This window comes from Variovorax sp. GW821-FHT10D07 (assembly GCF_059415325.1).
Map to the genome: position 1 here is coordinate 76,952 of NZ_JBWKMZ010000003.1, position 11,930 is coordinate 88,881.

The window sequence follows — 11,930 nt, forward strand, 5'->3', positions numbered from 1 at the left end:
GCTCACCAGAACTTCCACCAGGGCCGGCGCACCGGAGCGGGCGCGGCCGAGGTCGCGGGCCGCTTCGCGCGCCCGGGCGCGCCGCCCATCGCATTCGCGCTGAAGCGCACGCTCGGCGAGCCCTTCGCGGTGGCCGCGGCGCGCGCGCGGCCGTAGTTCATCGTCGGCGGCGCGAAGTTCGACGGCATGCCGTCGTCGTGCACGGCCAGGGTGCCGCCCGCGCGTTCCACCAGCAGCTGGTAGTAGTGCCAGACGTTGTCCTCGGGGCCGTTGACGATGCGGTTGTAGGCGCGGCGCCAGGGCCAGAACAGCTGCTCGCGGTGGGTGCTGCGCATGCCGGGGTAGCTGTCGTCGCCGAGCGCGACCACGCCCCATTCGGCGCCATGGTTGCGGCGGAACACCTCGCCCACGTAGCTGCCGAGGCCCTTGGCGTAGTCGAAGACCTGCGCGTCGCTGGGCTTGTCGTTGCGCGCGCGCAGGTGCAGCTGCTGTAGCAGCGCCTCGACCTTGCGGATGCTGGCATCGGTGAAGTCGAGCGCCACGTCGAAGTTGCGGCGCGCGCGCTCGATCATCTCGGTCGCGGCCTCGGTGGCCTCGGCTTCGATGCGGCGGTCGGGGATGAAGCCCATCGCTCGGCGCCCGTCTCAGAACGAGGGCACGGGATTGCGGCCCTGCACCAGCGTATAGGCGCCGTTGCGCAGGCTGTAGACCAGCTGTTCGTCGACGGTCTCGACGCGCAGGTTGTTCGCATCGCGCGTGCGCGCGCCCTTGAAGACGATCTGCAGCTCGCCCGGATCGTCCTGCGTGCCGAGCGCGAACTCGGGCTTGCCGTCGATGCGGTAGCAGGCGCCACGCGGCGCTTCCTCGGGGCGCGTGGCCTGCAGCACCGGCTCGCAGGCGCCATCGGCACCGCCGTTGTCGGCGCCCAGCGGCACGCCCTCGATCAGCTGGCGCACTTCGGCGGCGCCGATCTCGTAGACCGAGAGCCAGCTGCCGCAGTAGCCCTGCCAGCAGCTGCCGCTCGTGACGGTCAGCACGAAGCGCTGCGGCGCGATGCGCTCGACGCGCGTGAGGCCGATGTTGCCCGAGAAGCCGAGGTAGTCGACGCCGTCGTTGCGGCCCGCGAGCTTCCAGCCCGCGTCGCCATGCTCGAAGAAATAGGCGCCGAGCCATGCACCCGCCACGTGGGCGTCCATCGGCTGGCCGCGGTCGTCGACCGGCACGGTCTCGGTGAGCAGCACGGCATGCGTGTCGTCGAGCCGGACCACCTCGCGCGGCGAGACCTGGGCACGGGTCGGCGAGAAGCCCTCGGTCATCGGCTTGCCGTCGTTGCCGATCTCGGGCAGTTGCACGTCGTCGGTGCGGCTCGCGGTCTCGCCGGCGGGCGGCGGCTCGAACAGCAGCGCCATCAGCGCATCGCGCTGCAGCGTGGCCGAGAACTCGGGCCGGGGCGTGGCGGGCGGCGCCGGGTCCGCGGCGGCGGGCGTGGCCTCCACGGCGGCCGTGTCCTGCGCCGATGTCGCACTTTCGGATTCGTTCTTCGTGCAGGCCGTGAGCAGCATGAACATCACGGTACTAACGGCGAGCGATGCGAGCGATGCAAGGGGCCGGCGGTGCGGAGCAGGGCGGTTCGACGGGGTCGGTGTGCGCATGCGGGCATTGTTGCTCAAGCCGCGCCGATGACCCCGCACGGGCGGCCCGACCGCGCTTCCCTTCAGAATCGGGGCGTGCGGCGCGCGCATCGGCATGCCGCGCCTTCCGAAGAATCCCCGTTCGCACTGGAGCATCTTTCATGACCACCACCTCGACGCTGTTGCAACTGCTGGGCACCGAACTGCCGCTGATCCAGGCCCCCATGGCGGGCGTGCAGGGCAGTGCAATGGCGATCGCCGCGAGCAACGCTGGCGCGCTGGGCTCGCTGCCCTGCGCGATGCTCTCGAACGACGCGATCCGCAGCGAGGTTGCGGCGATCCGCGCGGGCACGACGAAGCCCTACAACCTCAACTTCTTCTGCCACCAGCCGCCGGTGCCGAGCGCCGAGCGCGAAGCCACCTGGCGCGCCGCGCTCGGTCCCTACTACGCCGAGTTCGGCATCGATCCCGCGGGCATCGCGGCCGGCCCGGGCCGCAACCCGTTCAGCGCCGAGATCGCCGAGCTGCTGGCCGAATTCCGCCCGCCGATGGTGAGCTTCCATTTCGGGTTGCCGTCGGCCGAGCTGCTCGCGCGCGTGAAGGGCTGGGGCGCGAAGGTGCTGGCCTCGGCCACCACGGTCGAGGAGGGCCGCTGGCTCGCGGCGAACGGCGCCGACGCGGTGATCGCGCAGGGCCTCGAGGCCGGCGGGCACCGCGGCCATTTCCTGTCGCACGACCTCACGGCGCAGCTGGGCACCTTCGCGCTGCTGCCACAACTGGCGCAGACCTTGCGCGTGCCGGTGATCGCCGCGGGCGGCATCGCCGATGCGCAGGGCGTGGCGGCCGCGATGGCGCTGGGCGCGGCAGGCGTGCAGGTGGGCACGGCCTACCTGCTGGCCAACGAGGCCACCACCAGCGCCATGCACCGCGGCGCGCTCAAGAGCGAGGCCGCGCGCCACACGGCCCTGACCAACCTGTTCACCGGCCGGCCCGCGCGCGGCATCGTCAACCGCGTGATCCGCGAGCTGGGCCCGATCGGCCCCGCGCCCGAGTTCCCGCTCGCCACCTCGGCGATCGCGCCGCTGCGCGCCAAGGCCGAGGCCCAGGGCAGCGGCGACTTCTCGCCGCTGTGGTCGGGCCAGAACGCGAGCGGCTGCCGCGAACAGCCCACCGCCGAGATCACGCGCTCGCTGGCCGAAGGCTTCAAGGCCTTGGTGCGCTGACAGGACCTTCCGCTTTCTTCTTCCATCGACATGACCACGCTCCAACTGCCGCTCCAATTCCTCGAACAACCGACCGCCGCCGGCACGCGCGATCCCTGGCTGCTGGTGCTGATGCATGGCGTGGGCAGCAACGAGCAGGACCTGTTCGGCCTCGCGCGCCTGATGCCGCCGCAGTTCCACGTGCTGAGCCTGCGCGCGCCCTACGTGCTCACGCCGGGCTCCTATGCCTGGTTCGAGTTCGAGGTGCTGGCCGATGGCCAGCGCCGCATCGACGAGGACCAGGAGCGCGAGAGCCGCTTCTTGGTCGGCGAGATGCTGGCCTCGGCCTCGGCGCAGCTTGGCATTCCGCCCGAGCGCGTGGTGGTCGGCGGCTTCAGCCAGGGCGGGATCATGGCGCTGTCGCTGCTGCTGACCAAGCCCGCGTCGATGCGCGCCGCGATGGTCTGGCACAGCCGGCTGCTGCCGCAGGTGCTGTCCCAGGTGGCCGCGCCCGAGGCCTTCGAGGGCAAGTCGCTGTGGGTGAGCCATGGCAGCGCCGACAACGTGATTCCGCCCGCGGCCGCGCAGGCCACGCGCGAACTGACGCGCGGCCTGCCGCTCGCGCTCGCGGGCAGCGATTTCCCCGGCGGCCACGAGATCCGGCCGGCCGAGCTGCAGGGCACGCTGGCCTGGCTGCAGTCGCTCACGGCCGCGCACTGAGCATCTCCCGCGCGCCCCGGAAACCGGTGGCGCCGCCTGCGTGTCGAGGGCGGGGCTGAACTTCCGTGTGGCGAGGGCGTCACACGGGGTTACGAGGCCCCGGGCTCCCGGGGCCCTTGTTGGTGCAACATGACGGTTCGTCATCACGCACCGCACGCCACAGGAAAGACACGCCGACATGCCCGAGAACGACAACAACGAACTCCGTGCCGAACGCGACATGAGCACCGCGGGCGAGACCCGCGACTACGCACCGCGCCGCGAGCGCTCCATGCTGCCGTGGGCGCTGCTCGTGCTGGTGCTGCTGGTGGCCGGCTACTTCGGCTGGCGCTGGTACCAGCAGCAGCAACAGCCCGTGGCGCCGCCGGTGGCCGCCACCACGCCCGAAGACGCACCGCCCGCGCCCGCGCCGGCCCCCGTGGCCTCGGGGCCGCAGAACCCGGTCGACGCGCTCGCGCCGCCCGACGCCGCGCTGCCCTCGCTGGCCGATTCCGACTCGCGCGTGCTGAAGGCGCTGGCCGAACTGCTCGGCGGCAAGAACGCCAACACCTTCCTGCGCCCCGACGGCGTGGTGCGGCGCTTCGTCGCCACGGTCGACAACCTCGCGCGCGAGCAGGCGCCCGCCAGCGCCTGGCCGGTGCAGCCCACGGGCCAGCGCTTCATCACCGAGGGGCAGGGCGCCAACCAGACCATCGCGGCCAACAATGCGGCGCGCTACAACGGCTTCGTGCTGCTTGCCGAATCGGTCGACCCGGCCAAGGCCGCGGGCGTGTACGCGCGGCTCTATCCGCTGTTCCAGCAAGCCTATGAAGAGCTCGGCTATCCGGGCCGCTATTTCAACGACCGGTTGATCGCGGTCATCGACCACCTGCTGGCCGCGCCCGAGCCCAAGGGCCCGGTGCAGGTGCGGCTGGTCGAGGTCAAGGGCGACTATCCCTCGCAGCGCCCGTGGACGCGTTACGAGTACGTCGATCCCCAGCTCGAGTCGCTCAGCGCGGGCCAGAAGATCATGGTGCGCATGGGCCCGGAGAACGAGCGGAAGCTCAAGGCCAGCCTGCGCGCGCTGCGCCAGCAGATCGCCACCGGCGAGGTCGCGAAGAAGAAGTCCTAGCCCGCCGCGCCGGTCTTCGGCGCCTGGATGTCGAGGCTCCACATCGCGGTGTCGCTGGTCGACACCGCCACCGCGCCGGCCGCGAGCGCGCTGCGCACGTCGTTGGTGGTGATCACGAAGCCCGAGGCGACGATCGGCGGCAGCGCGTTGCGCTCCTTGATCGAGATGTGCGGCAGCATCGGCGCGGGCATCAGCTGGACCAGGTTCGGGTCGCTCTGCTCGAGCGCCTTCACGCTGCGCGGCCAGGTCGAGCGGTCGGTCACGAACACCTTCTGCATGGTCAGCAGGCCGGCGCGGTTGGCGCGCTGGATGGTCGCCACGCGCGTGGACACCAGGCTGGTCGCGCCGATCTCGGCCAGGTACTCCACGCCGCCCTTGTCGGGCGAGATGCCCTCGCAGCTGTCGATGTTGACGATGGCGATCTTGTCCGCGCGCGTGATGGTCGCTACCACGGCCTGCAGCCGGCGCAGCTCCACGTTCGCGACGATGGCGATCTCGCTCGCGCTGTCGACGAAGCTGTCGATCTGCTCCGCGCCGTAGAGCGTCGCGATGATCGGGTGCCGCGCGAGGCGCGCGCCGAGGGAACGGTCCATTCGATGGGGCTCAGTCTGCGGAAGGGGGCAGCTCGTCGGTGAGGCCGAGCTTGCCCGGGTTCAGGATGTTCTTCGGGTCCAGCGTGCGCTTGATCGCCTGCAGCACCGGGAAGGCGCTGCCCAGCGAGTCGGCCATGTAGGGCGCACGCAGCAGCCCGACGCCATGGTGGTGGCTCAACGCGGCATTGTGGCGCACCAGCACCGCGTTGGCCGCGTCCCAGGCCGCGCGGTACCAGCGCGCGCGGTCCGCCACCTCGACCTCGCCGCGCAGCGAGAAGTAGAGGCAGGCACCGTCCACGTAGGCGTGCGACTGGTGGGCCGAGCCGGCCAGCGTGCCGGGGACGGCGTTGATCGCGGCCACCACCTCGTCGTAGATCGCGGGCAGGTCGCTCCAGCGGCCGCTCATCTCGAGCGTGTCGGCCACGAAGCCCGGGCTGCGCTTGAAGCCCTCGGCGCTCTTGCCCGTGAGGTAGCGGGTGTCGAGCCAGCGCTCGAAGATCACCGGCCCGTCGAGCTCGCGGCCCAGCTCGCGGCAGGCGCGCTCGCTGATCGCCATGACGGCATCGACCATCTCGGGCGCGCCCTCGTCGGCGATCAGCAGCACGTGCGTGTCGGCCAGCTCGAACTGCACCTTGCTCTCGAGCGCGTCGTACAGCCGCAGCGCGGCCGGGTTGGCGCCGCGCTGCATGATCTGGCGGCAGGCCTCGAGGCCGGTGGCGAAGCTGTCGAAGCCGAAGGCGATGGCGCGGCCGTAATCGGGCAGGCGGTGCAGCTTGAGCCGCACGCGCACGATCACGCCGAGCGTGCCCTCGGAGCCGATGAACAGCTGCTGCAGGTCGGCGCCGACCGCGGCGCGCGAGTAGCCGCCCACGGTGACGAGGCTGCCGTCGGCCAGCACCACGTCCATGCCGAACACCATGTCCTCGATCTTGCCGTAGCGCGTGGAGAGCTGGCCCGCGCCGCGGCAGGCGACCCAGCCGCCGACCGTGCTGATGCCGAAGGACGAGGGCCAGTGGCCCATGGTCATCCGGTGGTCGCGCTGGATGGTCTCCTCGAACACGTCGCCGAACATGCCGGCCTCGACCTCGACGATCTGGCTCTCGGCATCGAAGCCGATGAATTTGTTGAGCTCGCAGACGTCGAGCACGATGCCGCCGCGCACCGGCAGCGCCGCGCCGGTCACGTTGCTGCGGCCGGCCGACACGGTGACGGGAATCGATGCCGCGTGCGCGATGCGCATCACGGCCTGGATCTGCTCGACGCTCGACACGCGCACGATCGCGGCCTGCGGCGTGGCGGGCCGTCCGCCGGTCTCGCTGACCATGGAGCCGGCCCACCAGTCGCGCGTCCAGGCCACCACGTCGGCGGTGGCGGTGAGCACCTCGTCGGCGGCCTGGCGCAGCGCCTCGAGCTGCGCGGGCGGCACCGCGATCGGCGCGCGCTGCAGGCCCGCCGGGCCGTCGGTGGCCGCGATGGTCTTGGCATAGGCCGGTGGCGTGTGCGCACCGACGATGTAGTTGCGGCGGTTGTAGCCGCGCTGGATGGCGTCCTTGCTGATCATCTGCTTTCTCCCATGAGGATGGATTTTTCGTGTGCGAGGGCGGCGCGGTAGCTGGTGACCTGCTGCGCCGTCTCGGCGGGGGACAGGCCGAGTTCGGCCTGGAGGATTTCGCCCACGCGGTCCGCGGCGCGGCCCGAGGCGTCGCGCGCCATCAGGCGCGCGCGGATGCGCCGCGACAGCACGTCGTCGACGGTGCGGGCGAGTTCGTGGCGCACCGCGTAGACGATCTCGGCCTCGCTGTAGGGCAGGCCTTCGACGATCGGCTTCTGCAGGCCGGGGTCGTCCTGCAGGATGTCGCTGACGAAGCGCGCCTCGGTGCCGTAGCGCTCGCCCAGGTGGGCCGAGAGCCCGCCCGAGGCGGTGATCGCCTGAGCGTCGTAGCCGGCCGCGCCGAGCAGGAAGGCCGACTTGGTCTTGCAGCCGGCGCGCCGGCCCAGCACCTTCTGCGCGGCATCGATGGTCTGCTCGGCCATGTGGCGCGAGGTGGTGAGCTTGCCGCCGACGATGGTCAGCAGTCCGTCGGAGGCGGTGCGGATCTCGTGGTTGCGCTTGATCTCGAGCGTCTTGCCGCCGGGCGGCGCCACCAGCGGACGGCAGCCGGCGATGCTGCCGACCACGTCCTCGGCGCGCAGGTCGGTCTTGAGCGCCGAGCGCGCGCCCTCGAGCAGGAAGTCGAGCTCCTCGCGCGTGCAGCAGACGTCGTCGAGGTTGCCCTCGTAGTCCTCGTCGGTGGTGCCGAGGTATGAGACGTTGCCCCAGCGCGTGATGGTCGCGCGCCGGTTGCGGCCCGGCACCGGAATGGTCACGGTGCAGTCGTTGCGGATCTTGAGCCAGGGGATCGCCACGTGCACGCCCTTGGCCGGGCGCACGTTGAGCGTCTTCTCCTCGTTCTTGCGCCGGCCGTCCCAGTCGCGCAGCCAGACGCCGGTGGCCATCACCACGACGCGGGCGCGCGCGCGGATCTCGCGGCCGTCGGCCTGCACGATCGCGCCGTCGACCTTGCCGTGCGCGTCGCGCGTGATCTCGATCGCCTTCGCGTGATTGAGCACCGCGGCGCCGTGGAAGGCGGCGGTGCGCGCCACGTTGAGCGTGAGGCGCGCGTCGTCCACGCGCGCGTCGAAGTACATGAAGCCGCCGGTCAGGTGCTCCTCGCGGAAGGTGGGGCAGTGCGACAGCACCTCGGCCTTGCTGAGCTTCTGGTGCAGGATGCCCTCGCGCCAGCCGCCCGCGATGTCGTAGGTCCACAGCAGGCTCTCGAAGGCCTTGGCCAGGCGCTTGTCGAACACCCCCTCGCGCTCCATCACAGGGAACAGGAAGGGCAGGCGCTGCACCAGGTGGCGCGCGTTGCGGCGCAGGCGCTGGCGCTCGAGCAGCGAGTGCCGCACCAGGCCCAGGTTGCCCTGCTCGATATAGCGCAGGCCGCCGTGCACCATCTTCGAGGACTTCGACGAGGTGCCGAAGGCGAAGTCGTCCTTCTCGACCAGCGCGACGCGGTAGCCGCGCAGGCTGGCATCGAGCGCGGCATAGGCGCCGGTGATGCCGCCGCCGACGATCAGCATGTCGAAGTGCTCGTCGCCCAGGCGCGCGAGCAGGTCGGGGCGGTGCAGGCGCAGGGGCTCGGTGGCCGTCATCTCGGCGCGGTCCCTGGCCGGTCGAAGGGATGGCAGGACCCTCATCGTGGAAGTTCTCCTGGCGTGGTGGAAAGTGGTGGGTTCTTGAAGCGCTGCGCATGCGCGAGCTCGGAGTCGACCCGTGCCTGCCATTGCGCGCGCCGGGCCTCGCGCTCGTCGGCGCCGATCGCGGGTTCGAACACCGCGTCGGTGGCCAGCGTGACGCGGGCCTCCTGCAGCGAGGGCCACAGCAGGCCCGAGGCACCGGCGAGGAAGGCGGCACCGCGCAGGCTCGCGCGCTCGGTCTCGGCCATGCGGCGCACCGGCATGCCGCTGAGGTCGGCCTGGATCTGCAGCAGGGTCGAGCTGCCCGACAGGCCGCCGCCGACCACCAGCTCGGACACTTGCAGGCCCGAGACCTGCTCGTTGGCCGCGATGCACGCGGCCACCGAATGCGCGATGCCCTCGAGCACCGCGCGCGCCACCTCGGCGCGCGTGGTCGCCATCGAGATGCCGGTGAGCGAGGCGCGCGCGGCCGGCTCCATCGCGGGCACGCGCAGGCCCGTGAGGGCGGGAACGAAGCTGACGCCGTTCGCGCTCGCGGCCTCGGCCGCCAGCGCGCCGATCTGCGCCGCGTTCTCGAACCACTGCAGCTTCTCGCAGACCCAGTTGAGCGCGGAGCCGGTGGTGGCCACGTAGGTCTCGACCGCGAAGTGCGAGACGCCGCACGAGCGCCGCGCCGTCATGGCGAGCGTGCCCGGATGCAGGCCCGCGTCGAGGGGCGGCACGGTGCCGGTGATCACGTCGACGAAGCTGCCGGTGCCGTGCACGCACATGGCCTGCGCTCGGTCGAGGCAGCCCAGGCCGACGGCGCCCGCATGCTGGTCGCCCGCGCAGGCGAGGATCGGTACCGCGATGCCGAGCAGATCGGCGCGCGTGCGGCCCAGGTCTCCGGCATCCTCGCGCAGCGCGGGCAGCAGCGCGCGTGGAAAGCCCAGGGTGTCGATCCACTCGAGCTGGTAGCGGTGCTCGGCCAGCACGTAGGCATTGCCCGAGGTCACGTTGGTCGGCGTGGTCACGCATTCGCGCCGCTCCGACAGGTGCCACAGCAGCCAGCTGTCGATGGTGCCGAAGCCGAGCCGGCCCTGCTCGAAGGCACGCGCCACGGCCGGCGTGTCGCGCAGGTGGTGCGTGGCCCAGAGGTAGGGCGAGCGCACGCCGACCGGGCGGCCGAGCTGGCGCATCATCAGCGCGTCCCATTCGGGCGCGAGGCGTGCCAGTTCGTCGACATGGCGCGTGTCCTGCCAGACCATCACGGGCACCAGCGCGCGGCCGGTGCGGGTGTCCCACAGCACGGCCGAACAGCGCTGGGTGGCGATGGCGAGCGCGGCGATGCGCTTGCCCTCGGCCTGCGCGCGCGCCACGCTGGCGCGGCACACGGCCAGGGTCTTCGCGAGGATCGCGTCGGCGTCCTGCTCGACCACGCCGGGGCGCGGCGTGTCGACCGAAAGGGGCGCGTATTCGAGGCAGGAGACGTGGCCGTCGTGGCCGACGACCGCGGCGCGCGTGCCCGAGGTGCCTTCGTCGATGGAGAGGATCACGTCCTCGGTGGTGGAGCTCATCGGTTCATTTTTCCCACGGCGGGTGAGGGCCTGTTAACACTATGCAAGGGGTCGCGTTGCCCCGCAAAGGGGCTGGATGCAAGGCGCCCACGCGCAGCAAGGCTGGCGCCTTGCAAGCGCGGGCAACGCCGCAGACGGCCCCTTTGCGGGGCAACCCGGAGGGAAGCTCGCCAAAGCCCGCCCCTCGGCGTTGCGCTCCTAGCGTGTGCGGACGCACACGCGTCGTCGCGCGCCTTGATGGGCGGGCTTTGGCGAGCTTCGCGACCCCTTGCATAGTGTTAACAGGCCCTACGCGAATCGGAAGGGATGCCGGTGCGCGCGTCGCCCTTGAACTGCGGCGCGCCGGCTTCGTTGTCGGGATTGATTCCGGTACGGGTCGGGTCCCAGCGGATCGCGAAGCAGATCGCGCTCGCGATCAGCGGCACCACCGAGAGGATCAGGAAGGTGTGCTCGAGCCCGTACTTCTCGCGGAACAGCGGGAACACCAGCAGGCCCAGTGCCGCGCCGATGGAGCCGAGCGCTCCGATGATGCCGTTGGCGCCCGCGCGCAGTTCGCTGCGGAAGGACAGCGAGGACAGGCTCTTGCCGTTGGCGCCCGGTCCGCCCGAATGGAACAGGATGAACAGCGAGGGCACCGCCACCGCCAGCCACAAGGGCATGCGGCCATGGAACAGGCCCAGCGTCAGCAGCATGAGGAACACCATCGCGAAGCCGAAGGCCGAGGCGCGGCGCAGGCCGAGCTTGCGGCCGATCCACGGCGAAAGGAAGCCGCCGAAGATGCCGAACACGTTGAAGGCCAGCGCGCCGATGGTGGCCTGCGCGAAGTCCTTGCCGAACAGCGTGGCGCTGATCAGCGGCAGGTACCAGCCGACCGCGAAGTACTGGATCGACTGGCCGATCTGCACCGTGGCCGCGAGGATGGTGCGCGGCAGGTAGACGCCGCGGAAGATCAGCAGCACGTTGGCCGCGCCGCGGCGCGCCTGGTTCGTGACCGGCACGCGCTCGTGGCGCGGCGCGGCGGCGAAGCGCTCGGCATAGATGCGGCTCATGGCGGCGGCGGCCTCGTCGAGCCGCTCCTTGCGCGCGAGCCAGACCGGGCTCTCGACCAGCAGCGCGAACTGCAGCAGCAGGATCGCGAGGCCGAACACCGCGGTGGCGGCCACCGAGTAGCGCCAGATCGAGTCGCCCACGTTCCACGAATAGAACATCAGCGCCAGCAGCAGGTTGCTGCACACGGCCAGGTACCACATGCCCTGCCAGGTGTTGAGCCGGCTCTTGAAGCGCGCCGGCGTGAACTCCGCCAGCACCGCCATCGCGATCGCGAAGTCGATGCCGTAGGCGGCGCCCACGAAGAAGCGGCCGACCAGGATCGTCTCGAAGCCCGGCGCGAACACCACGATCACCGCGCCCGTCACGGCCAGCACCTTGGCGAGGATCAGCGGCCGGATGCGGCCCCAGCGGTCGGCCATCCAGCCGCCGATGGGATTGAAGGCGATCGCGACCCACGAGGCCATCGAGGTCATCAGCGCGACCTGCGCGGCGCTCAGCGAGAGGTTGCGCGTCATGGGCCCGAGGCCCGCGCTCAGTGCGGAATTGGAAAAGGCGTCGAGGAACAGTCCGCCGAGTGCGAGCCACCAGATGACGGCGGCCCGGCCCTTGATGCCCTGGCGTGAATCCAGGTAGGCGATGACATCGTCGATGCCGCGGATCTTGAGCGCGTTGGGTTGCACAGTTGTCTCCATTGGAATAATCCGCAAGAAGACGATGCAAACCATGCAGGCGCGACAAAGCCATCTCACAGATGGTCTTTAAATCTGAACCTGCGCCGAAATTCTAAGTGCGAAGTTTTCAATCCGTCAATGAATGTGATGCGAGGCGGT

General features: G+C 71.0%; 10 protein-coding genes. 3 read left to right on the top strand and 7 right to left on the bottom strand.

What is annotated here, in order from left to right; genetic code table 11:
* Positions 1-2 precede the first annotated feature (2 nt).
* Entirely contained in the window at positions 3-629 is a 627-nt protein-coding gene (locus tag AC07PU_RS10805) for a hypothetical protein (RefSeq protein ID WP_093344946.1), read from the bottom strand.
* Positions 630-644: 15 nt separating this feature from the next.
* Positions 645-1,652 carry a hypothetical protein gene (locus tag AC07PU_RS10810; RefSeq protein WP_495317379.1) on the bottom strand — a complete coding sequence of 336 codons (1,008 nt, stop codon included), beginning with the start codon at positions 1,650-1,652 and terminating at the stop codon, positions 645-647.
* A gap of 140 nt (positions 1,653-1,792) precedes the next feature.
* Between AC07PU_RS10810 and AC07PU_RS10815 the strand changes: the two genes are divergently transcribed.
* The 3 genes from AC07PU_RS10815 (at position 1,793) to AC07PU_RS10825 (ending at position 4,664) form a co-directional block, all read left to right on the top strand.
* Positions 1,793-2,854: an NAD(P)H-dependent flavin oxidoreductase gene (locus AC07PU_RS10815; RefSeq protein ID WP_495317381.1), complete on the top strand. Its 1,062-nt coding sequence runs from the start codon at positions 1,793-1,795 to the stop codon at positions 2,852-2,854.
* A 30-nt stretch (positions 2,855-2,884) separates the two neighbouring features.
* A complete protein-coding gene (locus AC07PU_RS10820) occupies positions 2,885-3,553 on the top strand; it encodes an alpha/beta hydrolase (RefSeq protein WP_495317383.1) in 669 nt (222 codons plus the stop codon).
* 178 nt (positions 3,554-3,731) lie between these two features.
* On the top strand, positions 3,732-4,664 hold the full coding sequence (locus tag AC07PU_RS10825; protein ID WP_490877653.1) for a DUF3014 domain-containing protein: 933 nt from the start codon (positions 3,732-3,734) through the stop codon (positions 4,662-4,664).
* Here the strand turns inward: AC07PU_RS10825 and AC07PU_RS10830 are convergent.
* The 5 genes from AC07PU_RS10830 to AC07PU_RS10850 form a co-directional block, all read right to left on the bottom strand.
* Complete coding sequence (locus tag AC07PU_RS10830) at positions 4,661-5,257, bottom strand: glycerol-3-phosphate responsive antiterminator (RefSeq protein WP_057596439.1); 597 nt, start codon at positions 5,255-5,257, stop codon at positions 4,661-4,663. The genes AC07PU_RS10825 and AC07PU_RS10830 overlap by 4 nt on opposite strands.
* Positions 5,258-5,267: 10 nt before the next feature.
* Positions 5,268-6,818, bottom strand: coding sequence for an FAD-binding oxidoreductase (locus AC07PU_RS10835; protein ID WP_208510385.1), 1,551 nt, complete (start codon positions 6,816-6,818; stop codon positions 5,268-5,270).
* Positions 6,815-8,494 carry a glycerol-3-phosphate dehydrogenase/oxidase gene (locus AC07PU_RS10840; protein ID WP_208510386.1) on the bottom strand — a complete coding sequence of 560 codons (1,680 nt, stop codon included), beginning with the start codon at positions 8,492-8,494 and terminating at the stop codon, positions 6,815-6,817. Before AC07PU_RS10840 ends, AC07PU_RS10835 begins: the two co-directional genes overlap by 4 nt.
* On the bottom strand, positions 8,491-10,050 hold the full coding sequence (locus tag AC07PU_RS10845) for an FGGY family carbohydrate kinase (protein WP_495317387.1): 1,560 nt from the start codon (positions 10,048-10,050) through the stop codon (positions 8,491-8,493). The genes AC07PU_RS10840 and AC07PU_RS10845 overlap by 4 nt, the downstream gene beginning before the upstream one ends.
* A 278-nt stretch (positions 10,051-10,328) precedes the next feature.
* Entirely contained in the window at positions 10,329-11,780 is a 1,452-nt protein-coding gene (locus AC07PU_RS10850; RefSeq protein WP_495317389.1) for an MFS transporter, read from the bottom strand.
* Positions 11,781-11,930: the final 150 nt, after the last annotated feature.

What these genes read in the sequence shown, in the direction of transcription:
- AC07PU_RS10805 (WP_093344946.1), bottom strand. Translation starts at nt 629, where the DNA reads ATGGGCTTCATCCCCGACCGCCGCATCGAAGCCGAGGCCACCGAGGCC.
- AC07PU_RS10810 (WP_495317379.1), bottom strand. Translation starts at nt 1,652, where the DNA reads ATGCGCACACCGACCCCGTCGAACCGCCCTGCTCCGCACCGCCGGCCC.
- AC07PU_RS10815 (WP_495317381.1), top strand. Translation starts at nt 1,793, where the DNA reads ATGACCACCACCTCGACGCTGTTGCAACTGCTGGGCACCGAACTGCCG.
- AC07PU_RS10820 (WP_495317383.1), top strand. Translation starts at nt 2,885, where the DNA reads ATGACCACGCTCCAACTGCCGCTCCAATTCCTCGAACAACCGACCGCC.
- AC07PU_RS10825 (WP_490877653.1), top strand. Translation starts at nt 3,732, where the DNA reads ATGCCCGAGAACGACAACAACGAACTCCGTGCCGAACGCGACATGAGC.
- AC07PU_RS10830 (WP_057596439.1), bottom strand. Translation starts at nt 5,257, where the DNA reads ATGGACCGTTCCCTCGGCGCGCGCCTCGCGCGGCACCCGATCATCGCG.
- AC07PU_RS10835 (WP_208510385.1), bottom strand. Translation starts at nt 6,818, where the DNA reads ATGATCAGCAAGGACGCCATCCAGCGCGGCTACAACCGCCGCAACTAC.
- AC07PU_RS10840 (WP_208510386.1), bottom strand. Translation starts at nt 8,494, where the DNA reads ATGAGGGTCCTGCCATCCCTTCGACCGGCCAGGGACCGCGCCGAGATG.
- AC07PU_RS10845 (WP_495317387.1), bottom strand. Translation starts at nt 10,050, where the DNA reads ATGAGCTCCACCACCGAGGACGTGATCCTCTCCATCGACGAAGGCACC.